The organism is Rhizorhabdus sp. P4_G5, assembly GCF_056401065.1.
The window spans coordinates 57,772-83,550 of record NZ_JBFUKB010000004.1; the positions used below are offsets into that span (position 1 = coordinate 57,772).

General features: G+C 63.5%; 29 protein-coding genes and 1 pseudogene. 18 read left to right on the plus strand and 12 right to left on the minus strand.

What is annotated here, in order from left to right:
* Positions 1-14: 14 nt before the first annotated feature.
* Positions 15-770, minus strand: coding sequence for an enoyl-CoA hydratase-related protein (locus tag AC1DQK_RS08460; RefSeq protein WP_477869385.1), 756 nt, complete (start codon positions 768-770; stop codon positions 15-17).
* Positions 771-874: 104 nt separating this feature from the next.
* On the opposite strand from AC1DQK_RS08460, the gene AC1DQK_RS08465 reads away from it, so the two are divergent.
* The 4 genes from AC1DQK_RS08465 to AC1DQK_RS08480 all read left to right on the plus strand — a co-directional run bounded on the left by AC1DQK_RS08465 (position 875) and on the right by AC1DQK_RS08480 (position 6,019).
* Positions 875-1,903 carry an NAD(P)-dependent oxidoreductase gene (locus AC1DQK_RS08465; protein WP_477869387.1) on the plus strand — a complete coding sequence of 343 codons (1,029 nt, stop codon included), beginning with the start codon at positions 875-877 and terminating at the stop codon, positions 1,901-1,903.
* A 78-nt stretch (positions 1,904-1,981) separates the two neighbouring features.
* The gene (locus AC1DQK_RS08470; protein ID WP_477869389.1) at positions 1,982-2,215 is read left to right on the plus strand and encodes an SDR family NAD(P)-dependent oxidoreductase; all 234 of its coding nucleotides are present in this window, start codon (positions 1,982-1,984) and stop codon (positions 2,213-2,215) included.
* 177 nt (positions 2,216-2,392) lie between these two features.
* Entirely contained in the window at positions 2,393-4,789 is a 2,397-nt protein-coding gene (locus AC1DQK_RS08475; protein WP_477869391.1) for a TonB-dependent receptor, read from the plus strand.
* A gap of 201 nt (positions 4,790-4,990) precedes the next feature.
* A complete protein-coding gene (locus AC1DQK_RS08480; protein WP_477869393.1) occupies positions 4,991-6,019 on the plus strand; it encodes a ketopantoate reductase family protein in 1,029 nt (342 codons plus the stop codon).
* Here AC1DQK_RS08480 and AC1DQK_RS08485 read toward each other — a convergent pair.
* Positions 5,952-6,722, minus strand: coding sequence for an IclR family transcriptional regulator (locus AC1DQK_RS08485; RefSeq protein WP_477869395.1), 771 nt, complete (start codon positions 6,720-6,722; stop codon positions 5,952-5,954). The genes AC1DQK_RS08480 and AC1DQK_RS08485 overlap by 68 nt on opposite strands.
* Positions 6,723-6,806: 84 nt before the next feature.
* Between AC1DQK_RS08485 and AC1DQK_RS08490 the strand changes: the two genes are divergently transcribed.
* The 5 genes from AC1DQK_RS08490 (at position 6,807) to AC1DQK_RS08510 (ending at position 10,304) form a co-directional block, all read left to right on the plus strand.
* The gene (locus AC1DQK_RS08490) at positions 6,807-7,586 is read left to right on the plus strand and encodes a 2-keto-4-pentenoate hydratase (protein ID WP_477869397.1); all 780 of its coding nucleotides are present in this window, start codon (positions 6,807-6,809) and stop codon (positions 7,584-7,586) included.
* Between the two features lie 12 nt (positions 7,587-7,598).
* Positions 7,599-8,528: an acetaldehyde dehydrogenase (acetylating) gene (locus AC1DQK_RS08495; RefSeq protein ID WP_477869399.1), complete on the plus strand. Its 930-nt coding sequence runs from the start codon at positions 7,599-7,601 to the stop codon at positions 8,526-8,528.
* On the plus strand, positions 8,525-9,547 hold the full coding sequence (gene dmpG / locus AC1DQK_RS08500; RefSeq protein WP_477869401.1) for a 4-hydroxy-2-oxovalerate aldolase: 1,023 nt from the start codon (positions 8,525-8,527) through the stop codon (positions 9,545-9,547). The genes AC1DQK_RS08495 and dmpG overlap by 4 nt, the downstream gene beginning before the upstream one ends.
* 26 nt (positions 9,548-9,573) lie before the next feature.
* Positions 9,574-9,837 (plus strand): hypothetical protein, encoded by a 264-nt coding sequence (locus AC1DQK_RS08505; protein ID WP_477869905.1) that lies wholly within the window; start codon positions 9,574-9,576, stop codon positions 9,835-9,837.
* A 68-nt stretch (positions 9,838-9,905) separates the two neighbouring features.
* Positions 9,906-10,304, plus strand: a complete 399-nt coding sequence (locus AC1DQK_RS08510; protein ID WP_477869403.1) for a hypothetical protein — start codon at positions 9,906-9,908, stop codon at positions 10,302-10,304.
* A gap of 91 nt (positions 10,305-10,395) precedes the next feature.
* On the opposite strand, the pseudogene AC1DQK_RS08515 reads toward AC1DQK_RS08510, so the two are convergent.
* Positions 10,396-10,488: pseudogene (locus AC1DQK_RS08515) on the minus strand (IS5 family transposase); the annotation flags it as partial.
* A 94-nt stretch (positions 10,489-10,582) separates the two neighbouring features.
* Here AC1DQK_RS08515 and AC1DQK_RS08520 point away from each other — a divergent pair.
* Both AC1DQK_RS08520 and AC1DQK_RS08525 read left to right on the plus strand, forming a co-directional pair.
* Positions 10,583-10,906: a hypothetical protein gene (locus AC1DQK_RS08520; RefSeq protein ID WP_477869405.1), complete on the plus strand. Its 324-nt coding sequence runs from the start codon at positions 10,583-10,585 to the stop codon at positions 10,904-10,906.
* A gap of 13 nt (positions 10,907-10,919) precedes the next feature.
* Positions 10,920-11,159, plus strand: a complete 240-nt coding sequence (locus AC1DQK_RS08525; RefSeq protein WP_477869407.1) for a hypothetical protein — start codon at positions 10,920-10,922, stop codon at positions 11,157-11,159.
* A gap of 6 nt (positions 11,160-11,165) precedes the next feature.
* Here the strand turns inward: AC1DQK_RS08525 and AC1DQK_RS08530 are convergent, their stop codons facing one another.
* Positions 11,166-11,630, minus strand: coding sequence for a nuclear transport factor 2 family protein (locus tag AC1DQK_RS08530; protein WP_477869409.1), 465 nt, complete (start codon positions 11,628-11,630; stop codon positions 11,166-11,168).
* Positions 11,631-12,208: 578 nt separating this feature from the next.
* Here AC1DQK_RS08530 and AC1DQK_RS08535 point away from each other — a divergent pair.
* Positions 12,209-12,646, plus strand: coding sequence for a response regulator (locus AC1DQK_RS08535; RefSeq protein WP_477869411.1), 438 nt, complete (start codon positions 12,209-12,211; stop codon positions 12,644-12,646).
* Between the two features lie 128 nt (positions 12,647-12,774).
* On the plus strand, positions 12,775-12,969 hold the full coding sequence (locus tag AC1DQK_RS08540; RefSeq protein WP_477869413.1) for a hypothetical protein: 195 nt from the start codon (positions 12,775-12,777) through the stop codon (positions 12,967-12,969).
* Here AC1DQK_RS08540 and glpD read toward each other — a convergent pair.
* The 8 genes from glpD to AC1DQK_RS08580 all read right to left on the minus strand — a co-directional run bounded on the left by glpD (position 12,966) and on the right by AC1DQK_RS08580 (position 21,552).
* The gene (gene glpD, locus AC1DQK_RS08545; protein WP_477869415.1) at positions 12,966-14,441 is read right to left on the minus strand and encodes a glycerol-3-phosphate dehydrogenase; all 1,476 of its coding nucleotides are present in this window, start codon (positions 14,439-14,441) and stop codon (positions 12,966-12,968) included. The genes AC1DQK_RS08540 and glpD overlap by 4 nt on opposite strands.
* A 14-nt stretch (positions 14,442-14,455) precedes the next feature.
* A complete protein-coding gene (glpK, locus tag AC1DQK_RS08550; RefSeq protein ID WP_477869417.1) occupies positions 14,456-15,943 on the minus strand; it encodes a glycerol kinase GlpK in 1,488 nt (495 codons plus the stop codon).
* 98 nt (positions 15,944-16,041) lie between these two features.
* Positions 16,042-17,127: a type III polyketide synthase gene (locus AC1DQK_RS08555; protein ID WP_477869419.1), complete on the minus strand. Its 1,086-nt coding sequence runs from the start codon at positions 17,125-17,127 to the stop codon at positions 16,042-16,044.
* Entirely contained in the window at positions 17,124-18,353 is a 1,230-nt protein-coding gene (locus tag AC1DQK_RS08560; protein ID WP_477869421.1) for a hypothetical protein, read from the minus strand. Before AC1DQK_RS08560 ends, AC1DQK_RS08555 begins: the two co-directional genes overlap by 4 nt.
* Before the next feature lie 57 nt (positions 18,354-18,410).
* Complete coding sequence (locus AC1DQK_RS08565) at positions 18,411-19,181, minus strand: TorF family putative porin (RefSeq protein WP_477869423.1); 771 nt, start codon at positions 19,179-19,181, stop codon at positions 18,411-18,413.
* Positions 19,099-20,295, minus strand: a complete 1,197-nt coding sequence (locus AC1DQK_RS08570; protein ID WP_477869425.1) for a S8 family peptidase — start codon at positions 20,293-20,295, stop codon at positions 19,099-19,101. The genes AC1DQK_RS08565 and AC1DQK_RS08570 overlap by 83 nt, the downstream gene beginning before the upstream one ends.
* A 29-nt stretch (positions 20,296-20,324) precedes the next feature.
* A complete protein-coding gene (locus tag AC1DQK_RS08575; RefSeq protein WP_477869427.1) occupies positions 20,325-20,948 on the minus strand; it encodes a zf-HC2 domain-containing protein in 624 nt (207 codons plus the stop codon).
* Positions 20,949-20,955: 7 nt separating this feature from the next.
* Positions 20,956-21,552 carry an RNA polymerase sigma factor gene (locus AC1DQK_RS08580; RefSeq protein ID WP_477869429.1) on the minus strand — a complete coding sequence of 199 codons (597 nt, stop codon included), beginning with the start codon at positions 21,550-21,552 and terminating at the stop codon, positions 20,956-20,958.
* 132 nt (positions 21,553-21,684) lie between these two features.
* Between AC1DQK_RS08580 and AC1DQK_RS08585 the strand changes: the two genes are divergently transcribed.
* Genes AC1DQK_RS08585 through AC1DQK_RS08605 form a run of 5 tightly spaced genes read left to right on the plus strand, consistent with a single transcriptional unit; the run spans position 21,685 to position 25,772 of the window.
* Positions 21,685-22,092, plus strand: a complete 408-nt coding sequence (locus tag AC1DQK_RS08585) for a cupredoxin domain-containing protein (RefSeq protein WP_477869431.1) — start codon at positions 21,685-21,687, stop codon at positions 22,090-22,092.
* Positions 22,093-22,103: 11 nt separating this feature from the next.
* A complete protein-coding gene (locus AC1DQK_RS08590; protein ID WP_477869433.1) occupies positions 22,104-22,814 on the plus strand; it encodes a ferritin-like domain-containing protein in 711 nt (236 codons plus the stop codon).
* The gene (locus tag AC1DQK_RS08595) at positions 22,814-24,583 is read left to right on the plus strand and encodes a carbamoyltransferase family protein (RefSeq protein WP_477869886.1); all 1,770 of its coding nucleotides are present in this window, start codon (positions 22,814-22,816) and stop codon (positions 24,581-24,583) included. Before AC1DQK_RS08590 ends, AC1DQK_RS08595 begins: the two co-directional genes overlap by 1 nt.
* Positions 24,580-24,792, plus strand: coding sequence for a DUF5989 family protein (locus AC1DQK_RS08600; RefSeq protein ID WP_477869435.1), 213 nt, complete (start codon positions 24,580-24,582; stop codon positions 24,790-24,792). The genes AC1DQK_RS08595 and AC1DQK_RS08600 overlap by 4 nt, the downstream gene beginning before the upstream one ends.
* 2 nt (positions 24,793-24,794) lie before the next feature.
* Positions 24,795-25,772: a class I SAM-dependent methyltransferase gene (locus AC1DQK_RS08605; protein WP_477869436.1), complete on the plus strand. Its 978-nt coding sequence runs from the start codon at positions 24,795-24,797 to the stop codon at positions 25,770-25,772.
* Positions 25,773-25,779: the final 7 nt, after the last annotated feature.

Here is a 25,779-nt window from a genome sequence, read left to right on the forward strand (position 1 = left end):
GCGCTGGACCTGGCTCATGTTGCGGTCCAGTTCGGCTTGCGCTTTTCCCTGAACGCAGCCTCGCCCTCCTTGGCGTCGTTCATCTTCCTGACGCGGTTGAACCACTCCATCGACAGTTGATAGACCGCCTCATTGGCGGCAGCTGGCTCAACCGCCGCGCGGGCCACGGACTTGGTGGCCCTGATCGACCACGGCGCGCCGGCAATGATAGCCTCTGCATAGCGATTGGCGACTTCCATGCAGGTGCCCTGCGGGGCGATGTCGCTGACCAGCCCCCAGCGTTGGGCCTCGTGCGTGTCCATTATTTCCCCGGTAAGCAGATAACGCATGGCCATGTGCCAGGGCATGCGCAGCGGCAGCAGGCTGGCACCTCCGCCCAGTGCGGCATATCCCACGAGGGCTTCCGGGAGGCCGAATCTTGCGGTTTCATCGGCGACGACCAGGTCGCACGCCAGCACGATTTCCCAGCCGCCACCCACGGCAAGTCCGTTGACTGCGGCGATAATCGGCTTGTCCATGGTTTGCCGGTGGGCCAGGCCGCCCCATCCGGTGTCGGGCAAGGGAATCGAGAAATCGTCGGCGAGGTCGTGGCCGGCGCAAAAAGCACGCCCGGTGCCGGTGATGATGGCAACGCGCAGGGTGTCGTCCGCCTCGTACATGTCCCAGATTTCCGACAGCTCGTGACAGTCGGACGAGGTCAGGGCGTTCAGACGCTCGGGCGCGTTCAGAGTGATGGTCAGGACCTGACCGGTACGTTTCGATTCGATCATCGCCTCTGCCCTTCGCATCCAAGACCCACCGCCACGGTTTCGCGGGCGCAGCGTCTGCTTGCGCCATTCCGCCTGTGACTGCAGCCGCTTGTCAATCCTGAAGGATGATCGGGATCAAACGGAGCGGAATTCGACGTGAATGTGGCAACTGCGATCGGCACTTGTTCGCCTGTTCGCATTCAAGGCATGAACCCGGCAGGCGAACTCAGTCATGCACGAGGTGTGGGATGGCGGCAGGCGACGCAGGCGGCGCAAATGCGCGGATCGGTTTCATAGGATTGGGTGACATCGGTCTACCGATGGCGATGCGCCTGCACGAGTGCGGGCACGACCTGATGGTCTGGAACCGCACAGCCAGCCGATCGAAAATGCTCGCCGAGCAAGGCGTCGCGATCGCCGGAACGGCTGCCGAACTTGCCGAAGCCTGCGAGATCCTGTGCCTGTGTCTCCTCAATGCAGATGCGATTGAGGCGGTGGTATTCGGCCCGGATGGGATTGCCGAAGCCAAGCCGGCACCGCGCCTCGTGATCGATCATTCGACAATTTCGCCCCGGAACACGATCGACTTTGCCGAGAGACTCGAAGCGCGGAACGGTGCCGCGTGGCTTGATGCACCGGTTTCGGGCGGCCCGGCGGGCGCACGGGCCGGTTCGCTGGCGGTCATGGCGGGAGGGCGGGCAGCCGATTTCGAAGTCGCGGCGCCCGTGTTGCAAAGCCTGGGGCGGCGGGTCACGCATGTCGGCGGTCTGGGGATGGGACAGACTGCCAAGGCCTGCAATCAGATCATCGGTTTCACGATCGTGGCGGCGATTGGAGAGGGGTTCGCCTGTGCGCGGTCAGCCGGGCTGCCCCCTGCCGAGCTGGCTGAGATCATGGCGGGCGGCCTCGGCGATTCGGCCGCACTGGCAGAGTTTCGGCGTGCCTCTGCAGTCGGCGAGACTGGCGGCATCAAGGGCCTGATCGAGGCATATATCGATTTCGCCGGTGGCCATGTCCGGCCAGACTACGCTGGCAAACTGGACATTCTGCACAAAGATATCGGGATCGCCAGGGAGATAGCTGGTGAAGTGGCCCCGCGATTGCGGCTGCTGGATCAGGTGGAAGCAATGGCGCGAAGCCTCAATTACCAGTAGAGGATAAGTCATAGGTGACCGGGCTGGCTGGCTGTATCCGCTACACTCCCGCTCGCCTTTGGATGTCGCTGCACGGCTTTGTCGCTGGCAGGCAGGTTTGACGCCGCCGCGCCTGACGGATACTACAACGTCACCTCTGCCTTCCTCGATGTCCTCAAGAGAACGCAGGGCGCGATCGTCAACATATCGTCGATTGCTGGCCTCGGCAGCGGATTCAGTAATGCAGGCTACGGCAGTCAAAAGGTGGCGTGGAGTCGTTCACCCAGGCCTTGTGCCGCGAGCTCGCGCGGGCGATTAACGAGCATGTGTTAAAGACTTTATTCTAGTTTTGTCCCGTGTTCGTCCCTTGCGATTCCTCTTATTACGATCAAGGATCAATGAAGTGAAGGTCCGGGCGTTCGACCGCGTCGATCGAACCGGGAAGGACTTCGCCAAGGTCGGGAACCGTAAGTAGATCCGACCGGCAAAACGGTTTGGGAGGGGATTAAAATGAAAAACGAACTTCGCTTAGTGAGCTTTGCCGCGCTGGCGTGGGCCAGCCTTAGCACTCCAGCGCTTGCAGCGGACGAATCTGCCGCGGATCAAGGTCGGGCCGCGTCCTCAGAGGCTGTGGGAACTGTTGACGATATCATCGTGACCGCGCGACGGCGCGATGAGACCTCGCTGGAAACACCGGTCGTTCTCACCGCGTTCTCCGGCGAGAAGCTTGCCCGCTTCGGTGTCACGAGCATCGTCGATGTCGCTAAGCTGACCCCGCAACTGGTCATCTCGCCCGCGACCGGTCCCTATGGCGGTAACCTCACCTTGCGTGGGGTCGCGAGTCCGACAAGCAACCCGGCCACGGAACCGGCGGTGACCATCAATATCGACGGTATACCCATCAGTTTTGGCGGTGTTGTGCGCATGGCGACGATCGACCTGGGCCAGGTCGAAGTTCTGAAGGGGCCCCAGGCGCTGTTCTTCGGCAAGAATTCGAGCGGCGGCATTGTCTCGATGCACAGCGCAGAGCCGACCACGACGTTGCAAACCCAGTTTAGCGCTGGTTACGAATTCAAAGCCCATCAGATTGACCTGGATGGCTATGTTTCGGGGCCCTTGTCGGACAGCCTTACAGCACGCGTAGCCGGTCGTTTCTCGCGACAGAGAGGATATTTCACCAACGTAGCTCCCAATGCCGCCTTCTCTCATGCGCCGGGAACCGATGAAGAGGGCGGTCGCATCAGCCTGAATTGGGTTCCCACCGACCGGCTGACAGTCAAGTTGCGCGGGACTTATGATCATGTGTCGGACAACGGCAGCTATTCGACCAGCCAGAAGTTCGCCTGCCCCCAGGGCGTCTCCAAGGGCTTGGCCGCAGTGCCGGGTACCGACGACTGCATTGCCAACGATACCGTCGTTTTCGCGCCGTTTCCCGCAGCCGCGGCCGCCGCATTGACGGGAAACCCCCGGTTCAATTCGGACGCCAACTACCTTCGGGTGCGGCAGGCGCTGCTCGTATCCGACATCTCCTACGCGCTCTCGGATTACCTGACCTTGAGTTCGCTCTCGGGCTATTTCCACCTACGCCAACATGTTCTCGACTCGCAGACCAGTGGAGGGCGCTTCTTCATCGGCGGCTATTACGATGTCGCCAAGGATACGTTTAGTCAGGAAGTCAGGCTGTCATTCAGCAACCCGGACTCCCCTGTCGACTTCATGATTGGTGGTTTTTATCAACACGACAAGTTTACCGACGAAGAGCAGCAAGTAATCAATATCGCCGCTCTCACCCCGCTTATCCCGAAATATCGCTTTCCGCTGAAATCGAAGTCCTACTCCGCGTTCGCGCAGCTTGGTTGGGACATCACCAACCAGTTGAACCTCTCGGCCGGCGTTCGTTATTCCGAGGACCACAAGCATCAGGGCGCGATCACCGTCGGCGGAGTGGCAAACCCCAAATTCGGTGTGCACGATCGTAAGTATGACAATTGGTCGCCAGAGGTGACTGCCTCTTTCAAACCGAACGAGGACCTTAACATATTTGGTTCTTACAAGCACGGTTACAAGTCCGGCTCGTACAACATTTCTGGCATCTCCTTCAGCGCCCTATTGGCAAATCCGGCCGTCACGCTGATCGACAACAGTTATAAGCCCGAAACCGTCCGTGGATTCGAAGGAGGGGTGAAGGCGCGCCTGTTCGATCGTCAACTGCGGGTGAACCTTTCCGCATACAGCTATCTCTACAAGGATCTGCAGCTTAGCCGCCTCGATCCGGTCACGATTGCACTTTCGATCCTCAATGCATCGTCGGCGCGCGTGAAGGGCCTCGAAGGCGATTTCAACTTCAACCCTCAGGCGGTCCCGGGCCTGAATTTGTACGGCGCATTCGGATATAATACATCGCGCTACGCCTCGTCGTTCGTTGCTCCATGCTACGTCGGCCAGACAATCGCCAACGGGTGCGCCATCGATGGCCCTGACGCAGGGACGGTTCCCGACCTTCAGGAGTTCAAGGGACGCACCCTCCCGCGCGCTCCGAAATTCAGTGCCAGCCTGGGCTCGACATACTCGCTCCCCGTTTCAGACGACCTCAAGCTGACATTGAACGCCAATGCGATCTACACGTCCAGTTCGTTCCTTTCCCAGGAACTGAACCCGATCGGGAAGGCCCCCAGAAGGGTTCTCGTCGATGCGGGGGTGGCGGTCGGCTCGCAATCCGGGAGCTATGAGCTTGCATTCATCGGCAGAAACCTGACCGACCGGCACTATGCGTTCAGCGGTTTCCAGTCGCCAAGCACAGGAGGGGGCACGGGCACTACTGCAGGCACGCTGCCGGATTTCGAAGGTCCCATTTCTCGCGGTCGCGAATTTTGGCTGCGGCTGACCATCCGACCCGAAAAGTTTTAATCTAGATAGGTTGAAAGCCGGCCCCTATGTCCAACTGATGTAGGGGCCAAACACTTAAGACAAACCTCGGCTCGCCAACCGAAAAGCAGGAGCCGAAGCAGATGCCGTCGTCCGGACAAGGTTCCGGAGACGGCAGGCAGTCAATGGCTGCGCGCGCCGACCGACCTTGACGAACCGAGCGAGATGCCCCTGATAGGAGTGATGGACAAGCAACCACAAATGCCGGGTGCGCTCCATCACTCCGAGGAAGTCTTGGTCATCGGAGCAGGTGCACTGGGTGGTTTTCTTGCGGCGCAATTGGCAGGCAGTGGGCAACGGGTTTCCGTTGTGGCCCGCGGGCAGCGGCGAGCGGATATCGAACAGCACGGCATTCTGCTCGATATGGACAATCAGCGACGCGTAGTCCGGATCAACTGCCATAGCAGTACGGCCAAGGCGCAGACTGCGGGTCTCGTCATCATCGCCACGAAAAGCGCAAGCCTTGGCGAGGTGCTTGCTGAACTTGGAAGCTGGCACAGGCCTGCACGCGCGGTGCTGACCTTGCAGAATGGGGTCGACGCACCCGACCATGTCGCCCTGGGGTTGCCCACCGCCAGGGTGCTGGCCGGTAGAGTGCATGGGTTCTTCGTCCTGGTCGATGGTGTCGTCGTACACACCGGGGTGCCGCCTGAAATCGCTTTTGGCCCATGGCGCTCAGCCGACGATACAGATGCCGACCTCTTGGCCACCAGGTTTGCGGCAGGCGGCATCCCGTTTTCCCGGCCGTCCGACATTGCGGCGACCCTATGGGAGAAATTCCTGCTCGCATCCGCGATTGGGGGTGTAGGCGCAGCACTCGGGATCCCGGTCGGCCGCTTGCGTGAATCGCTGGAAAGTTGGTCGCTGCTTGGTGGAGCCATGCAGGAAATCCATGAGCTGGCGGTCGCGCGCGGTGTGCAACTCCCGGAAGGCTGCGTGGCCAGCACACTCGATTTCGTCGCCGGCTTCCCACAAGAGGCGACGAGTTCACTGCAACGGGATTTGCTGGAACGGCGCGAATCTGAGTTCGCCGTGCTCACCGGTGCGGTTGTGCGTATGGGGCGTGAGTTGGGTTTGCACCAACCGGCCCATGACCGAATTTTGGACCTGCTCACCCAGAACGGCTTGCTCAAGCCAGAGCTTGTTAGTCCGGAGTCCCGAATGCTGCCTGCTCGATGGTCCGGGCCGCTGCGCGTAACCCGTCCAAGATAGTACCGAGCCCTTCGGATGGGTCTGCGGAACTTGCACGGGATACGGAAATGGCGGCATGGACCTGACCGTCCGGGGCCTGGATAGGAACTGCCACGCAGACTAACCCGTCGGCGATCTCACCCTCGTCGGTTGCGTAGCCTCTGGCCCGGACCCGTTCCAACTCATTCTCCAGTTGGCATGGATCGGTTATCGTGCGGCTCGTCAGCGCCACGAACGGCCCCCCGGCGAGGTAGGCCCGGCGCTGGGCTTCGGGGAGGTGGGCAAGCAGGACTTTGCCGATTCCCGAGCAATAAGCTTCGAGCTGCATTCCCACTTGCGTGAACAAGGAACCCGCCCCCTCTCCGGTCTTGATCCGGTAAGTAACCATCTCGTTTTCGAACGTGCCCAATTGCACAACGCAGCCAGTCGCTACCGCCAGTTCGTGCAGCTGCGATGCCGCGATGTTGACGATCACCTGGCGCACGTCCAGTCGATGCACAAGGCCGAGCAGCCGTGGCCCGGGAATGTAGCGCCCACGATCCGACACGCCCAGGTATCCGGCCGCGACGAGCGAAACCACCTGTCGATGCGCAGTAGCTGGAGGAACACTGTTGGCACGCGCAAGAGCGGCTATGCTCGATTGTCCCCCATCGGCAATCACGGCTTCAAGCAGCGCAAGCGTACGGCCAAGCGCCGCGATCGGAGGCGTACCTTTTCTCACCATGCGAGATGATGATGCAGGGCCAAGCTATATTCAAGCCCTAGGTGAAGCTAGTGTGTCCTTGATGAAAATAGAGAGGATGTGGCGATGACAGTCCCTGACCATGCAGAGTTGGCGCGGCGCCTGCGCGACGCCTACACCGGGGGCGCTGTCCCGCCGATGCGCGATGGCCTGGAGCCGACCGATGCCATCGGCGGCTATGCCGTGCAGACGATCAATACCCGGTTCTGGGAAGCCCAGGGCCGGCGCATCGTCGGTCGCAAGGCCGGGCTGACGGCGAAGGCGGTGCAGGCTCAGCTCGGCGTTGACCAGCCTGACTTCGGCGTGCTGTTCGACGACATGCGCGTGGCTGACCGCGGCACGCTATCGCCCGCCCACTGCCTCCAGCCCAAGGCCGAAGCCGAAATCGCATTCGTCCTCGCGGCTGACCTGCCTTTGCCCGACACCACAGTGGAACAGGTCGCCGCTGCTGTCGGCACCGTCCATGCCGCCATCGAGATTGTCGACAGCCGGATTGCCGACTGGAAGATCACTTTTGCCGATACCGTGGCCGACAACGGCTCTTCGGCATTCTTCGTGCTTGCCGATCAAGGTCTGCCGCTTGCCGGGCTGGACCTCGCCGGTGCCGCGATGGTGATGCGCTACAATGGTAAGGAGGTCTCCACCGGCATCGGCGCTGCGGCGCTTGGCCATCCGCTCAATGCCGCCGCGTGGCTGGCGCGGACGCTGGCGACCCGCGGTGAGCCGCTGCGGGCGGGTGACATCCTGCTCGCCGGGGCGCTCGGCCCGATGGTCGCGCTCACCCCGGGCGACCGGGTCGATATCGAGGTCGCGGGCATCGGCGCCTGCAGTTTCACTTACGCGTAAAGGTTGATCGACATGGGCAAGACCAAAGTGGCGATCATCGGTTCGGGCAACATCGGCACCGATCTGATGATCAAGATCATGCGGCTTTCGCAGCGGCTCGAAATCGGCGCCTTCGTCGGCATCGATCCCGAAAGCGATGGGTTGAAACGCGCCGCCCGGATGGGCGTGCCGATCACCGCTGAAGGTATCGATGGCCTCTTGGTAATGCCCGAGTTCGCCGACATCGGCATCGTGTTCGACGCCACGTCAGCCGGCGCGCACAAGCGCAACAGCGAGCTGGTGCTGGCCGCCGGCAAGCGGATGATCGACCTTACCCCGGCTGCGATCGGCCCGTTCACCATTCCCCCGGTCAACGGTGACGCCAATCTCGATGCCGCCAACGTCAACATGGTGACCTGCGGCGGGCAGGCGACGATCCCGATCGTTGCCGCGGTCAACCGTGTCGCCAAGGTCCACTACGGTGAGATCGTCGCCTCGATCTCATCGAAGAGTGCTGGCCCTGGCACCCGCGCCAATATCGACGAGTTCACCGAAACCACGAGTCAGGCGATCGTCGACGTCGGCGGCGCCACGCGCGGCAAGGCGATCATCATCCTCAACCCAGCCGAACCGCCATTGATAATGCGCGATACCGTCTACTGCCTCTGCGAGAACGCCGACCAGGATGCAATTCGCCAGTCGGTCGAGGCCATGGTCGCGGAAGTGCAGACCTACGTGCCCGGTTATCGGCTCAAGCAGGCGGTGCAGTTCGAGCATATCGGATCCAACCGCCCGCTGCGGATTCCGGAGATGGACGGTGAATATACCGGTCTCAAGGTCAGCGTGTTTCTCGAAGTGGAAGGTGCCGCGCACTACCTGCCTGCCTATGCCGGCAATCTTGATATAATGACCTCGGCCGCGCTGAAGACCGCCGAGAAGATCGCTGAAAGGATGGCGGCATGACATTCGATCCAACCAAGACCAAGCTCTACATCCAGGACGTCACCCTCCGCGACGGCATGCATGCCATCCGCCACCAATATGGGCTTGACCACGTCAGGTCGATCGCCCGTGCACTCGACCAGGCGAAGGTCGATGCCATCGAGGTTGCGCATGGCGACGGCCTGCAGGGATCGAGCTTCAACTACGGCTTTGGCGCCTATACCGACTGGGACTGGATCGGCGCAGTCGCCGAAGTGCTTGAGCACAGCGTCCTGACCACGCTGCTGCTGCCCGGAATTGGCACGGTGCACGACCTGAAGCACGCCTGCGACATGGGCGTGAAGTCAGTCCGCATCGCCACTCACTGTACCGAGGCCGACGTCTCCAGGCAGCATATCGAAGCCGCCCGCAACCTCGGCATGGACGTCTCCGGCTTCCTGATGATGAGCCACATGACCAGCCCCGAGGCGCTGGCAAGCCAAGCGCTGCTGATGGAAAGCTACGGCGCGCACTGTGTCTATGTCACCGACAGTGGCGGTGCCATGAACATGGACGAGTACGCCGCCCGTCTCCAGGCCTATGACCGAGTGCTCAAGCCGGAAACGCAGCGCGGGGTCCACGCCCACCATAACCTCAGCCTTGGCGTGGCCAACTCGATTGTCGCGGTGCAGAACGGTGCGGTCCGCGTCGATGCAAGCCTTGCCGGCATGGGTGCCGGTGCCGGCAACGCGCCGCTCGAAGTGTTCATTGCCGCCGCCGACCGCATGGGCTGGAATCACGGCTGTGACCTCTATGCATTGATGGATGCCGCTGAAGAGATCGTCCGTCCGCTGCAGGATCGTCCGGTGCGCGTCGACCGCGAAACGCTGACACTGGGCTACGCCGGGGTCTACTCCAGCTTCCTTCGCCATGCGGAAAAGGCGAGCGCCGACTACGGCGTCGACACCCGCACCATTCTTGTCGAAGCGGGCAAGCGCAAGATGGTTGGCGGACAGGAGGACATGATCGTCGATATTGCTCTCGACATAGCTAGAAGCTGAGAGCGTGCGGCAGGTCGATACTTTCGGTGGTCGCGTCCGTCACGATAGAGCTCACGCCCGCGACTGATATTGAGCTTGGCCTGGTCCTCAAGACCGGGTTGGTTGAACTCGCTGACGGTGATCGCGCCACACTCTACGGCGCGTTCCTTGGCGTCCCCGACGCTGCCGACCGAAGGCTCGATCCCGGCTTCGGCGAGGCGCTCGGTATATTTGGTCGAGATATTAGGTACCGCGGTCTGAGCGTCCGGCATCGCGAAAATGAAAATCCCCATTCTCGCTTTCCTAGCTGATCGCCAACCGCGCTCGCCGCGATCCATGTCGCCCTTTATTCTGTGTGTACAGGAAGGTAAGCTACGACATGAGCGAGCAAGCCTTCAAAATCGAAACCGACCTTAGCCGCAACTATCTACGGCTGACGTACACCGGTTTCCTGGCAGTTACCCAGCTCGCTCCCCTGGAGCGCGAGGTGGACGCAGCGTTCGCGAGCCTTATAGCAGCCGGACACCCACGGGGCAGCCACCGCACCATGGTCGATCTCATCAATGCAGGAGTGCAGTCACAGGAAGTTGCGGTTTGCCTGCAAAGGCTCGCCGCGCGGGTGCGCGCACTGTCGCGTCGTGTCGCAATCCTTATGCCGAATTCGATGCTGACTGCCTTGCAGATCAAACGCACCGTTCCAGAGGATGCCTATGCCACCTTTCACGATGAGAAGGATGCATTTACTTGGCTGCTCAATGGCGATGGCTCGTCGGCATAATTCGCATTTGGGAATGTTGCCATGACCTGCGCCGAATGCGATGGCGGATTGGGGTTTGCTTCGCGGAATTAGGGTCACAGCTCGTCCAACAGGCCGCCGCGCCGATATAGTCGCTGAGCTGACCTGCGGTCATGAAGAAGCTCAAGGGTCGGCCGTTTGCATCGGTGACAGCATGAATCAAGGTTGGGCTCAGCTACAACAAAAGCCGGCTGACCGAAGATGTCCAGCTCATCAATGCGCGGCGCGGAGATCGCGCGCCGTTCGTTCCGCCGTTGTCGATGAGCGGTTCGATCGATTATGAGCCGAGATTCAATGAAGGACTTAAGGGCCTCTTTTTATTGGGTTATCAGGGAACGGACATCCGCAACACGCAGTTCAATACGACGCTTGGGTCGAACCGTCGGCTTCCCGCCTACGATCTGATCACGGCCCGCGCGGGCGTTTCCGCAGATCGTTGGGCATTGAATCTCTTCGTTGAAAACGCCGGCAACTCGCACGGCATCACCAACAGTTCATTCTACGGAAACTCGATCAACGCGCGCGAGCAGGTGGAGCCGGCTACGCCCAGGACAGTGGGTGTGGAATTGTCGGTGTACTACTGAGCCGGGAGTCCAGATGAACTTGCCGGTGACCTTGGCCGCCACATATGTTCGTGCCTTCCTGAGCGGGTTCCTGGGAGTATCGGTCGCCTTGGCGGTTTTCCTTGCGGATATCATCAGGGAAAATGGCTGGAGCCGTGGCGAGGTCAGCGGCGGCGTCACTGCCCTGTTCCTTGGAATGGTCTGCCGGATCGGGTCCAGTTTTCCTTTTCTTGCCGTGATTTCCGGGTCGTCAGGTGATTTCCACCTGACGTGAATCATTCTAGAAACCGAAGTCGCTGAGGCCGGGATGATCGTCGGGCCGGCGCCCAAGCGGCCACCTGAACCTGCGCTGCTCTTCGGCGATGGGGTGCTCGTTGATGCTGGCATGACGCTCCCGCATCAGTCCATCCCCGGCAAACTCCCAATTCTCATTGCCATAGGCGCGGAACCACTGGCCGCTGTCGTCATGATATTCATAAGCATATCGCACGGCGATGCGATTACCGGTGAATGCCCACAGCTCCTTGATCAGCCGATAGTCGAGCTCCTTGTTCCACTTGCGGGTCAGAAAGGCCTGGGCCTCCTCGCGGCTGGTCACGAATTCCGCGCGATTTCGCCAGCGGGTCTCGAGGGTGTACGCCAGCGCGACCTTGGCGGGATCGCGGCTGTTCCAGCCGTCTTCGGCCAGGCGCACCTTCTCGACGGCGCTCTGCTCGGTAAAGGGCGGAAGTGGGGGCCGGGACATGACGGTTCTCCTGGTTGAAAGAGGTGAGGGGGAGGGCACGGGTTAGTTCGGTTAGAGGCGAGATGTTCTGCTGATGCCGGTTGCAGCCTGACAGAGAGGCGCTTGATGCGGAGCGGGATTCCTGTTGACACGTGGCGCTGCTAACATTTTAGTAAGTAAAGACGGCCCATGTTAAAAGTCAGCTGCCTCTTATCGAGAGTTCCCGAGGATCCTGGCAAAGGCTTGCCGCTGAACCTGATTTCGTTACCAGCGCGAAAGCGCTGGCTCCAGGCCTATTCGTAGAGGCTGAGCACATCGCATAGCCGCGGCCTCCCTGTGCTGCTGCACCACAGGCCGCTCGGGTTTACCCCCGGCCTGACTCTCTTCGGACAATTGCATCCATAATGGATTCAAAATCCAGGATCGATCTCTATTTATTAACTTTCGATGGCGATGTCTGCTGCCGCCGCTGGCAAGGGGGGGCATATATCTGAGCCGGACTCAATTTCTAAAAAAAGGGGGAGTGGATCTCAGTTAACCGTGGGACGGATTAAATGGTCTTCACTTGCAGGATTGGGTAGGAGATAAGAAAATCTCGATTGCCGGAAGATGCGCCGCAAGAATTCGCGCTTTCTGGTTATACCATCCTTGTAGTTGAGGACGATTATCTGCAGGCTAGCGATTTGGCCGATCTGGTTCGCGCTGAGCGGGGCCATGTGATAGGGCCTGTTCCTTCGCTCAATGAGGGCCTCGAACTTGTGCGCCGCGCCGAGGCAATTCACTGCGCCGTCCTGGACATCAAACTCGGGGAGCTGCTGGTCTATCCTCTGGTCGAAAGGCTCAGGCAGCAGTCCACCCCCGTCATTTTCATCAGCGGCTACGACCAGTCTGCTATTCCCGAAAGTTTTGCGGCTATCCCTCTGTGCCAAAAACCCATTCAGGCGCACGAACTGCGTGGATTCATGGTGCGTGCGCTTGCCGATCGCGAGAGTTTTCGCGGAGCGGGCGTCGCTCCCGGCGACCAACGACGATCATGAAAGTCCCCACGAAAGCCCAGTTGGTTACGAATCCGGAACGACTGGCTACGCCTTGGCAAGCTGATCGTCTCTGCATTTCGTGAAACCAATCGCCAGATTGTCCGTTATGGCGCGACTGGACCGTGGGGGTGTCCAAATTCATGGACCAAGCCGAACTCATCAACAAGATGCGCGGGCGCGTGGAACAGTGCCGGCGGCTTGCCAAGGGTACCACCGACGCACGCACCGCGCAGATATTGAACCAGATGGCCGATGAGGGAGAGGCGGACATATTGCGCCTGCTCGACGAAGCCTCTGGTGATCGACAATCTCCGTCGGACTAGTCAGCCCTGTATCTCGCTGCCAGATACGCCTCGACGGTTGCCTTTAGGTCGCCGCCGCCGTGCAATCCAAGCTTTGTCCGGCGCCACAGGATATCGTCGGCAGTGCAGGCCCACTCCTCATCGACAAGATAATCGATCTCGGATGTGGACAAACCGCATCCGATGTCGTCGAGCCGAGCGGCATCGCCGAGTATCCGGTCGATGCGGGTGCCATAAGCGTGCGCCATGCGGGTCGCGTTTGCCTCGTCGAGAAAAGGCCAGCGCGCGCGGACGCCCTTGAGGAAGGTCGCGAAATCGCCGTTGGGGAGATCGCCTCCAGGCAAAGCGGCGCCCGTGGTCCATGGCTTGGCCATCGGCGGCAGGAATGGTTCAAGCTGTTCGAGCGCGTGCTCGGCCAGGCGTCGATAGGTCGTGATCTTGCCGCCGAACGCCGACAGGATCTGCGGCGCCCTCTCTGCCCCCAGCCGCAGGACATAGTCACGGGTGACGGCTGTGGCGTCTTCGTGGCCGTCGTCGAAAAGCGGGCGGACACCCGAATAGCTCCACACGACATCGCCCGCGCCGATCTGCCGCGTGAAATAGCGGTTGGCGCTCGTGCACAGATATTCGGTTTCGTCGGGGTCGATGCTGGGGTGTGACGGATCGCCCTCGAAGGGCTTGTCGGTGGTGCCGATCAGCGTGAAATCGCCCTCATAGGGGATCGCGAAGACGATCCGCATGTCCTCGTTCTGCAGGATATATGCGTGGTCGCCGCCGAACAGCTTCGGCACGATGATGTGGCTGCCCTTGACCAGCCGCGGCGGGATTTCGGCGTGCGCCTGCGGCACCCCCTCCAGCACCTTGCTGACCCAGGGGCCGGCGGTGTTGACGATCGCTCGCGCCGACACGGTGCTTCCGTCGTCCAATGTCGCGACCCAATGGTCGGTCTCGCGGCGCGCGCCTTCGAAACGGGTACGGACACGGATGTCCGCGCCGCGTTCGGCGGCATCCAGCGCGTTCAGCACGACGAGCCGGGCATCGTCGACCCAGCCGTCCGAATAGACGAAGCCGTGGCGGACGGGCTTCAATCCGGCACCCCAGTGGCTCCTGTCCAGCCGCACGCCCTTCGACTTGGGCAAGCGTGTGCGGCCGCCGATATGATCGTACAGGAACAGCCCCAGGCGGATCAGCCAGGCCGGGCGCATGCCGTCGGCGAGCGGCATCACGAACTGCATCGGCCGGATCAGGTGCGGCGCGACATCGATCAGCGTCTCGCGCTCGGCCAGCGCTTCGCGGACCAGGCGGAACTCGTAATATTCAAGATATCGCAGCCCGCCGTGGATCAGCTTGGTGCTCGACGACGAGGTGTGCGCGGCGAGGTCGTCGCGCTCGACCAGCATCACGCTCAACCCGCGACCGACGGCATCGCGCGCGATACCGGTGCCGTTCACTCCGCCACCAATGACGAGCAGGTCGACGTCGGTTCCGGCCATGTGCGTTTCGCCCTTCAAGCGTTCGACCTCGATCGGGTTCGGTCGAGCGCCTCCTGCCAACCCCTCTTCATTATCATCCGCCGATCGTCCTTCATCATCGGTCTGAACGTCCGATCCTCCTTCCAGGCCGCTGCGATCTCCTCGGGGCCGTTCCAGATGCCGACCGCCATGCCCGCCAGAAAAGCCGCGCCCGCCGCGGTGGTCTCGATATTGGCGGGGCGTGCGACTTCGATATCGAGCATGTCCGCCAGAAATTGGCAGAACCAGTCGTTCGCTGCCATCCCGCCATCGACGCGGATATGCCGCGCGTCGCACCTGCCGTCCGCGACCATGGCATCCACCAGGTCGGCGGTCTGATAGGCGACCGATTCGAGCGCGGCGCGCGCGATGTGCGAGCCGGTGGCGGCGAAGGTCAGGCCGGTGATCGACGCCCGGGCATCGGGATCCCAGTGCGGCGCGCCGAGGCCCACGAAGGCGGGCACCATGTAGACGCCACCATTGCCATCAAGCCTGCTCGCCATGTCGTCGGTATCCGCGGCGCGGTCGATCAGGCCGAGGCCGTCGCGGAGCCACTTCACGGCGGCGCCGGCAACGAACATCGAGCCCTCGAGCGCATAAGTGATCTCACCGCCGAGCTGGTAGGCGATCGTGGTCAGCAGGCCGTTGCTGCTGGCGACGGCGTCGCTGCCGGTGTTGAGCAGCATGAAGCAGCCGGTGCCGTAGGTCGATTTGACATCGCCGCGCCGGAAACAGGCCTGGCCGATGGCCGCCGCCTGCTGGTCGCCCGCCATGCCGCCGATCGGGACAGGCTTGCCGAGCAGACCGGACGTGGTCTCGCCGAAGATGGTGCTGTTGTCCTTGACCTCGGGCAGCAGGTTTTCGGGGATGTCGAGCATCTCGAGCATATCCGCATCCCACGCGCCCTTGTGAATGTCGAACAGCAAGGTGCGCGACGCGTTGCTCGCGTCGGTCGCGTGGACCTTCCCGCCGGTCAGCCGCCACAGCAGGAAGCTGTCGATCGTACCGAACGCAAGCTCGCCCCGCTCGGCGCGGGCGCGGACGCCTTCGATTTCGTCGAGCAGCCACTTGAGCTTGGTACCCGAAAAATAGGGATCGAGGATGAGCCCGGTGCGCTCGCCAACCAGGGGCTCGTTGCCATCGGCCCTGAGTTGCGCGCACATTCCGGCGGTGCGTCGATCCTGCCAGACGATCGCCTTGTGGACCGGCTCGCCAGTCTTGCGATCCCACAGCACCACCGTTTCGCGCTGGTTGGTGATGCCGATCGCGGCGACCTTGCCGCCATCTGACGCCACCGCTTGCCTGAGTGTGTCGACGGTGTCGCGCCAGATATGCTCGGCATCATGTTCGACCCAGCCCGGCTGGGGATAATGTTGCTCGAATTCGCGACGCACCGTCTGCCGGGGCACGCCGTCGGTGCCGAAGGTCATGCTGCGCGTCGATGTCGTGCCCTGGTCTATCGCCAGGATGATGGTGTCGGCCACGCTTCCCACTCCTCGATCGCTGCACGCTTGCACGACGTTGGCGCGGCAGGGCCGGCCGGATCAAGTGCTGCGCGCCGCCGCGGGTCATCATTTCCCAACTATTCGTGGGGGACTTGGCGAGCTCGAGCGAAGCGGAAGCCTTCGGCCGCGAGGCCGGGTCCGAAAGCGAGCGCGATCCCCGTGCCTGTCCCGTTCTGTTCGAGCATATCCGCCAGAATGAACATCAGCGTCGCCGATGACATATTGCCGTAGCGGGCAAATATGCTGCGCGAAGGGGCAAGCGCCTCGCGGTTCAGTTCCAACCCCTGTTGCACCGCGTCCAGTATCGATCGCCCGCCGGCATGAACTGCCCAGTTGTCGATGGCGGACGGGTCGGCCGTGCCGCAGATCCGGCGTCGTGTCAGGCTGTCCTTGAGCGCCGCCTGGATACGACCGGGGACTTCACCCCCGAGATGCATGAGAAAGCCGGTGTCGCCGATCTCCCAGCGGATCAATTCGGCCGACTCGGGCAAATTGAGCGCGAACGGCGCGTCGATGTCGAAGCCCTCGCCCTCGGCCGTGACGAGCGCGGCTGCCGCTCCGTCCCCGAATTGCAGCATCATCAGCAATCGCTCGAGTTGCTGCTCGGCCTGAAGATGCAGCGAGGATAGCTCGACGGTGACGACCAGCACGCGCGCCTTCGGTTCCGACCGGACGATATGCCGGGCCGTGCGCAGCGCAGCGACCGCGGCATAGCATCCCATGAAGCCGATCAGCGTTCGCTCCACCTCCGGCACGCCCAGTGCCCTGGCGATGATCTGGTCGACGCCGGGCGCGACGAATCCGGTGCAGCTTGCGACCACCAGATGGCTGATCCCCTCGATCGGCGCCTTCGCGCGAAGGCTGTCTATCGCGCGCAGGGACAGCGCCGGCGCAAGGCGATGATACAGCGCCATGCGGCTCGACGTTGGCGGCATGGCGCCGGCATAGAAGCCCCCTGCATCGACCGGCGATCCGCCCCCGGGCGCAGGGGGCAGCACCGACCAGCGGTGCTCGATGCCGCTGCGGTCGGCCATCCGCATGAACAGATCGCGCGCGCGGCCATCGTGCAATTGGCGCTTCGCCCAATCGATGAACGCGTGATGCACATCCTGTTCCGGCACGGCGCAGCCGATCGCGTTGATGCAGGCTCTACCGTTTTTCATCGTCCATTCGACCGCAGTTCAGGCCGTGACGCGGCCTCGGCAGGACCATGCGAGGTTCGCGGCCTTCCCAATCGCGCCCAAAGCGCCCGCGCCATCGCCGCATCGCCGCGCGCGTCGGGATGGCCGTCCCCGACAAGCCTCCAACTTTCATCGAGCGGAACGACAAGGTGAGGAACCGCCAACCCATCGAGAACCATCCCCCGCAGGGCGCGCTCGCGGGGGCGTTCCGGTTGGAAAACCGGAACCAGGATGAGCGGTTCGGCACCGCGCGCGCGCGCCATCGCCACCTCCGCCTTTAACAGGCGGCGATCGCCCGCCACCGCCTCGGCAATGGCGGAGGTGCTGTGATAGGGAAACAGCACTCGGGCCAGATGGCCGAGCGCCCAGGTTGGCGAGGCGCGATGCCAGCGTCCTGCGCTGTCGATCCGCGGCCGGTTTCGATCGAGATCAGGCACCATCAGGCTGGGCGAAAAAAGGATGACAACCGCCACGGGTCGCCGGAATTTCGGCAATTCTCGCTGCAGATGGAGAAAGCCCTGGCCGAGGGAATAGGCATTGACCGCGAGATTGGCGCTCTGGATGCCGCTCAGCGCCTGCACCTTCCCTGCCACCGTGTCGCGCCAGTTCAGGCCCTTGCCGAACATGATCGATTCCCCGACGAACAGGATCGAGGGGGCCGCCAGGTCGAGCGCAGCGCCTTTGGCTGCGACACGATAACCATGGCTGTCGATGAAATAGACTGGCCGCCAGGCATATTCGGGATCGGCCTCGCTGCGCGAGGGGATGTAGCTCCAGCCGACCGGGGGGTCGGCCATGCGCAGCGGTCTGTCGGTGGGGCTCCATGCGAGGCCACGCCGCCCTGATATGAGCTGCATGACCAGTTCGCTCGCGGGAAACGCCAGAACCACGGCCATCGCGATGATGAGCCCTCGCCAGACGGAGGCGCAGCGCCGTGCCCTGATCCGGTGAACGGCCAGCAGCAATGCGATGGCGATCGCGATCAGGATAAATCGTTCGACTTGCACGATCGCCATCAGCCAGCTGGTCGGCACCAGAATGTCGGGCAGCAGGTGACGGTCGGTCCATTGGTGGTTCATGCTGACGGCCAGCGCGAGCAGCAGCAGCGATATCCCGCCGAGCAGGAGCTGCGCGGCCCAGCGGAGGGCGTCGGCCGGGCGGATCGAAAGGCGCCGGTCCGCTCTCGGATTGGCGAGGGTGAGAGGCATGACGCGGCACCGGACCAAGCAGAAACGGACCTTTGTGCCGCCAGCCGCGGCTTTGGTTCAAAAAGCGTAGGCCAGAGCGATCACCAGCGCGCCGTCCTGCCGGTCCCGCCCGCCATAGCGGGGCCGATCCACCACATAGCCGGTCCAGGCGGCATCGAGATCGACCGGTCCCAGGCGGCGGCGCAGGCCGATCCGCCAGTCGGTGGCGTCGCCGCCGCGCCTGTATGAATGATTCCGCAGGCGTGTAAGCCGACCGGAATGGGCGAACAGCGACCATTCGGGATCAAGGTCAAGACTGCCGTTCATTTCGGCATAGAGAGTCGGCTCGCCCTTGCGGAAATAGCCCGGCGACAGCGAGACCCGGGCCGAAAGATGCCGGCCGTTGATGCCGGCATAGGCTTCGGTATAGCTGCCGCCGCCGGGGATGGCCGAATATTCGGTATAGCCATTGTGGACCATGCCCACCTCGATCGCTGTTGCCGACGACAGGCCGCGGGTGAAGCCCGCATATTGTCTGAACGACAGGGCTTTGAGACCTCCATGGTGCGTCGCGACGAACGCCGCCGATCCGCCGATGTAGAAGCCGCCATCGCTGTCATGGAACAGCTCCAGCTCCGCCGCGGGCCGGTGCCCACTGATCTGCTGTCCGCGCAGTCGCGCCTGGCTGGAGAGCGTCAGGGCTCCGCCCAGCTGTGCGGCTGCGGGACCTGTGGCAAGGGCAGTGGCGAAGAGGGCAGCGCTGAAGCTAGTCGCGGCTCGCCGACGCCATGGAGCCGCGGCAGGCGCCTTCGCATCCCGCCGCCTTGCCCTGCACCGAGGCAAGCGCATCGATGAGCCCTCCTGCCGTTTTGACGAACATGGATCGCCCCTGCCTATGTGTCTTCGCCTGCTTGATCAAGGCGACGAGCCCGCTCACATGCGCGGCCGCATAGGATGTTCCATCGACCAGCCCCCATCCTCCACCGGGCTGGGTCGTCGGAATATCCGCGACGGGCGCCACATAGATGTTCGCGCGCGCGCCCGGCACCGCCTTCCCGGAAACGGCGATGATGCCGGGCCAGGAAGCCGGGAAGCCGCCATCGGGACGATGCGGGTCATAGGCCGCGACCACCGAAGCGCCGCGTGCCATCGCCGCGTCGAGCAGCGTCGCAAGCAACCGATCCGATGGCCCGCCAAGACTGAGATTGATCACCGGCGCGCCGTGGTCGATGGCATAGTGCAGGGCCTTGGCAAGGCTCAGGCTGTCGCAGACCGCGCCGCCGCCGGACGCGCTCGTCTGCCAGCAGGCGCGCAGCCCCAGCAGGCGTGCGCCCGGCGCGATTCCCGCTATGCCGATCCGGTCGTCCGCCTGCGCCGCGATGATGCCGGCGACCGCCGTTCCGTGGGCTTCAGCGGCGAAAGCGCGGTCGCCGACGAGATTGACGTTGGCGGCGACCTGCCCTGCCAGATCAGGGTGACGCGCGTCGATGCCGCTGTCGATGACCGCGACCCGGATACCGCGACCCGTCGCCAGCCGGTGCAATGCATCCAGATGCCAGAGCATCCTGGCGGGCTGAGCCGGATAGAGCGGATCGTCATGCCCAGGCCCTTGCCCGTTTTGATCCCCCAGCGTCCTGTAATCATGCATCGGCTGCGACCAGGCGACGTGACCGTCCTTCGAAACCTCTTCCGCCATCGCATCCGCCGATACCCCGCTCGGCGCGCGCATCACGAAACAGTCGAGGTCGATGGCCGGCATCATCCAATCGGAGATCAGCGTCAGATGATGGTCGTGCGCGATGCGCTGGGCCTGCCGCATCAACTGATTGCGGCCGATCCTGTTGCCATAGCCTCTGCCATAGGACTCGCCGGCCCGGAAATGCGGCGGCGGAATGCGCAGCATCACCAGGATCTGCTCCCCCTCGGCGGCGTGGCCGACAACCGGCGCTGCGAGCATGGCCATCGGGGCGAGAAGCCGAAGGAGGCGGCCGATCACCGCGCCTGTCCCGCCTCGATCGGCTGGGCCAGCATGACGCTGCGCCGCGTCCGCAGATCCGCCAGCGCCGTATCCCGCCGCGCCGGCGAAACCGCCAGCACATAGGCGCCAGCGGCGGTGGGGCCGTCGACCAGCCGCACCCCGGCGCGGTTGAGCGTGAAGCGCATTTCCTGTTCCACCGTGTCAGGCCGGAACATGACGATGAGATTCCCGCTGTTCCGCGAAGATGGGGCGCCCAGGGTCCGATAGCCGGCCTGGGGAGCGGCGGACCAGATCAGCAGGACCGCGACGCATAGCAGTGCGGCCTGCGCCGTGGCGAAGGCCGCCAGTGCCGGCCATGTCGGCGTCCGCCAGGCCCTGGGCGGCCTCCGCTGGGTCTGATCGGGCGCGAGGCGGCGCTGCAGCTTTTCCCAGCCGAGATCGGCCCGGATCGGCAGCTGCGCGATTTCCCCCTTCAGCCGCTTTTCCCGCTCCAGCGACGCCCGGCATAGGGTGCAGGTGTCAAGATGCGCGTCCACCGTGGCTCTGTCGCCGTCGTCCAGCTTCCCGGTCGCATACCAGGGCAGCAGAAGCTCGATGGCCCGATGCGGATCGCTGAAAAAGGAGATGATGTCGGCCATGGGCTTTTCAGATCCAGTCGGTGAATTCGCCGGCCAGTTCGCGGCGCAGATGCCGCCGGGCATGGAACATCCGCGTCTTCACCGTGTCCCTCGGACAATCCATGATCTCGGCGATCTCGCGATAGTCGATCTCGTGAAAATAGCTGAGGTCGACCACCGCCCGATGTTCGGGCGAAAGGCCGGCCAGCGCATCCAGCAATGCCGCCCGCAACCTCCGGTCCCCGGCACTTTGTTCGGGCGAAGGATCCGGACTCATCCGGTTTTCCGCGAAGATATCCTCGACCGGTTCGTCCTGCTTGCGCAGCGCCTTCATCGCCTTGCGCCAGGCAATGCTGAACAGCCAGGTCGACAACTTGGCCCTGCCGGAAAAACTGTCGGGACGGTCCCACAGTACCAGCAGTGTGTCGTCCAGCACCTCCTCGACCAGATGCGGCCGGCGCAGGATGTTCATCAGGAATCGCCCCAGCCGCGGTTGATAATCCCGATAGAGCGCCTCGAAGGCCTTGAGATCCCGCCGCTTGATCCGGGCGACTAGGCGCAAATCTTCCTCGGCGCGCATATGCGCCCTGATTTCTCCCCGGCCCGCAGTCTCGACGGTCTCCAAAGGCGACTCCTTCGCACCGCTGCATGAGTGTGCGCCCGCGGACTGCAGGTTCAAAATTTTTTCGCAAAGCGGTGAACCAGCCATGCTGGCCGCCGACACTCATGCCCGTTGAAGGCGATAGAGGAGGCAGGCATGTCTCGTTGGCGGTCGTTCACGGTGCTGGCTGCGCTCATCCTGACGTCATCGGCCGGGGCGCAAACCGCGGCCGACAGCTGGAGCGGCGCTCGCCTGCTCACCATCCAGTTGTCGAGCTTCAAGTTCGAACCCTCGAACATCATGCTGGAGCATGGGCAGCCCTACACGCTGCACTTCGTGAACAGCGCTTCGGGCGGCCATGATTTTGCCAGCAAGGAGTTTTTCGCCCAAGCTCGGATCAAGCCCGAAGATGCGACGAAAATCGGCGGCGGGCGCGTCGAACTGGGCGGAGGCGAGAGCGTCGACGTGCACCTGATCGCGTCGCAGCCTGGCAGCTACAAGGTGCGCTGCACACATTTCATGCATGGCATGTTCGGCATGACCGGGCGGATCGTGGTGCAGTGAAAAGCTGGCGCATGTTCATCGATCGGCTGATTTGGGCCGACCCGCGACGCCGGGCCCGCAAGCTGCTGCAATTTGCCGAAGTCGAGGCGCAGGGCGCGCGCGACCTGTTCCGCGCGGCGGAGATTGCCGACGACCCGCAGCTGCGGCGCCGTCTCTTCGCCCATGCGCGCGACGAGGTGCGCCATGCCGAACTGTTCCAGGCGCGCGGGCTGGCGCTGCGGCGGACCATCGCTGATCCCGGGCCCGACCGCGCGCTGGGCGACGGGCTCCTTCCCGGCGAACGCGGCTTCGACCGGCTGGTGGTCGAGCAGGAGCGCATGACGGGACTGCTGGCCTTCATCCACCTGTCGGAACGGGCCGCGTCCCGCGCCTTCGCCGCCTATGGCGCGGTGCTGGACCATGATCCGGAAACGCAGGCGGTCATCGGCAAGATCGCCCGCGATGAGGAGGGGCATATGCGCTATTCGCGCGCGGAACTCAGCCGCCTGGCGCCGGGCCATGCCCCTAGGGCCTTGTGGGCCGCGCGGCTGCGCCGTTTCTGGCGAGCCTATCTCCGCCTGGCGCTGATCCTCGCCGACATGATCTCGAAGATCATCCTGACGCTGCTCTATTTCCTCCTGCTGGCGCCCTTCGCCTGGGTCGCGAAGCGGGCGGCGCGACAGGAGGCACCCGGCTGGTGCGCCGCTACGCGGCCGCGCGACAAGGGGGGAGGGCAATATTGATGAAGATCCTTGGCATTTCCGCCTTTTATCACGACGCCGCAGCCGCCTTGCTGGTCGACGGCCTACCCGTGGCCGCGGCGCAGGAAGAGCGGCTTTCGCGATGCAAGAATGACCCCGCCTTCCCCCTGCAGGCGGCAGAATGGTGTCTCGACCATGCCGGGCTGGACCCCGAGCAACTGGACGCGGTGATTTTCTATGAGCGCCCAGCGCTCAGGTTCGACCGGGTGTTGATGACGCTGTTGCGTGCTTTTCCGCACAGCTGGCGCATATTCCCCAAGGCGATGAAGAATATGGTCGGGGAGAAATTATGGGTGCGGGGCATCATCAGCGCCCAGCTGGGAATCCCGACGCGCCGCGTCCATTTCACGGACCATCACCTCTCCCACGCGGCAACGGCCTTCCTGACCGCACCAACCGAAAAGGCCGCGATCCTGACCGCCGACGGGGTGGGCGAATGGGCGACCCTGACCGTGGGGCATGGCAGCAAGCGCACTGGCGGACCGGCGGAGATCAACCTTCTGCGCGAGGTGCGCTTCCCCCATTCGCTTGGCCTCTTCTATTCGGCCTTCACGGCCTGGCTGGGATTCCCGGTCAATGAGGGCGAATATAAGGTCATGGGCCTTGCTGCCTATGGCACGCCGCGCTTTGCCGACGAGGTGCGGCGGATATTGCAGCGGACGCCGGACGGCGCCTTTGCGCTCGACCTCGACTATTTCGATTATCATCGGACGGTCGATTCCGCTTATTCCCGCCGTTTCGTGGGCCTGTTCGGCCCGCCCCGCGATCGTTTCGAGCCGATCGACCTGGGGACCGCGCAAGGACGGCATTATGCCGATGTCGCGGCCAGCGCGCAGGCGGTGCTGGAGGACGTGATGGTCGACATTGCCGCGTCGCTTCGCAAGGAAACGGGTCTTGTCGACCTTTGCCTTGGCGGCGGCGTTGCACTGAACGGCGTCGCCAATGCCCGCATCTTGCGCGAGGCTGGGTTCGAGCGGCTGTTCGTGCCGTCCGCGCCGGGCGACGCGGGCTGCGCGCTGGGGGCGGCGCTGTGGGCAGACCGCATCCTCTTCAACCAGCCGCATCGCGACTGCCCCGACCATCCCTTCTGGGGGCCGGCGGTCGAACCGGATGATCTTGCCCGCCTTGCTGCCGAGGACGGGCTTCCGTTCGAGCGGGCGGATGAAGCCGAGCTGATCGATGAGGTGGCCGATGCCATCGGGCGAGGGGCCATAGTCGGCTGGATGGAGGGGGCGGCGGAATTCGGCCCGCGCGCACTCGGCCATCGCAGCATCCTCGCCGATCCGGGCGACGCGGCAATGCGCGACCGGATCAACCGCGACATCAAGTTCCGGGAATCCTTTCGCCCGTTTGCGCCGGTGGTACCGGCCGAGCATGCGGCGACCTATTTCGACCTGTCCTCGGGTGGCGCGCGTCTTGGCCGCTTCATGTCCGGCGTATTCCCGGTCCGGCCCGAATGGCGAAACAGCCTGAGCGCCGTCACCCATGTCGACGGCACCGCGCGCGTGCAGATATTGGAGGCCGAGTTGGCGCCGCGCCTCCACGCGCTGCTCGGCGCCTATGGGCGTCGGCGCGGGATACCGGTCCTGCTCAATACATCCTTCAACCTCGCCGGCGATCCGATCGTCACCAGTGCCGCAGAAGGCTATTCGACGTTCCGGCGGGCGGGCATCGATCTGCTGGTGGCCGACGACGTGGTCGTCCACCGCGATCGGGTCGGGCACCAACAAGCAGTGGAGGCTATCGCATGATCCGGCGCAAGGGACGCCTGCGGCGTCAGCTCATCATTGTCGGCAGCGCATCCGGCACGATCGCCGATCTGGTCCGCGGCATGTGGCACGCGCCGGGCGGTCGGCGATGGATGATCCCGCTGGTGGTCTTCCTCTGTTCGGTGGGCGTCATCCTGGCGCTGGCCGCCGGTGTGGAGGCCCTGGCGCCTTTCATCTATTCGATCTTCTAGCGATGGATCGCCGCGCGCTGTGCTTGCTCGCCTGTCCCGGCTGCGGCGGCTCGCTCGATGGCGCGCTCTGCTGCCAGGACTGCGGGGCGCGCTATGAGGCGGCAGACGGAATAGCCGATCTCCGCCTGCCCGGCGATGTCCGGACCGAACGGGTGAGAAGCTTTTATACGGTGGCGCCATTTCCGGGTTATCCGCCGCGCGACAGCATCGATTGGTTGCGCGCCCGTGCCCAGCGCAGCCAGTTCGCGCGGCTCCTCGATGCAGCGATCCCCTATGATGCGCGGATCGTGGAAGTGGGCTGCGGCACCGGCCAGATGAGCCTCTATCTCGCCCGGGGCGAGCGGATGGTCATCGCCGCCGATCTGTGCCGTGCCTCGCTCGCTCTCGGCCGGGCGGCGGCGAAGCGTCTCGGGGTCGGCCAGATCGCGTTCGTGGAGACCGACGTGCATCATCCCGGGCTGCGCGCCGGAGCGTTCGATATCGTCTATTGCTCGGGCGTGCTGCATCATACGCCCGACCCAGGCGTCGCATTCAGCCATCTGGCGCGACTTGCCCGGCCGGGAGGGCTGGTGATCATCGGCCTGTACAACAGCTATGCGCGCCTGCCGCACAGGGCGAGGCGACTGATCGCGCGGCTCAGTGGTTGGCGCTGGGTTCCCGGAGACAAGGTGCTCGCCGATCGGCAGCAGCAACCGCAACGGTATCGTGCCTGGCTACGCGATCAATATCATCATCCAGAAGAACATACGCACACGATGGCACAGCTGCGCCATTGGTTTGCGGCCAACGGCATCGACTATATCCGGTCCGTACCGAGCGCGCTGCTCGGCCAGGACGACGGATCGCAGCAACTGACCGATGCCGAAGAGGGCGGCTGGTGGCTGGAAGACATAGTGGCGCAGCTGAGCTGGATTGGGCGGATAGCGGCGGAAGGCGGCATGTTCGTCGTCGTCGGTCGTGCGGGGTGCGCCCGGCTATAGCGGCAGT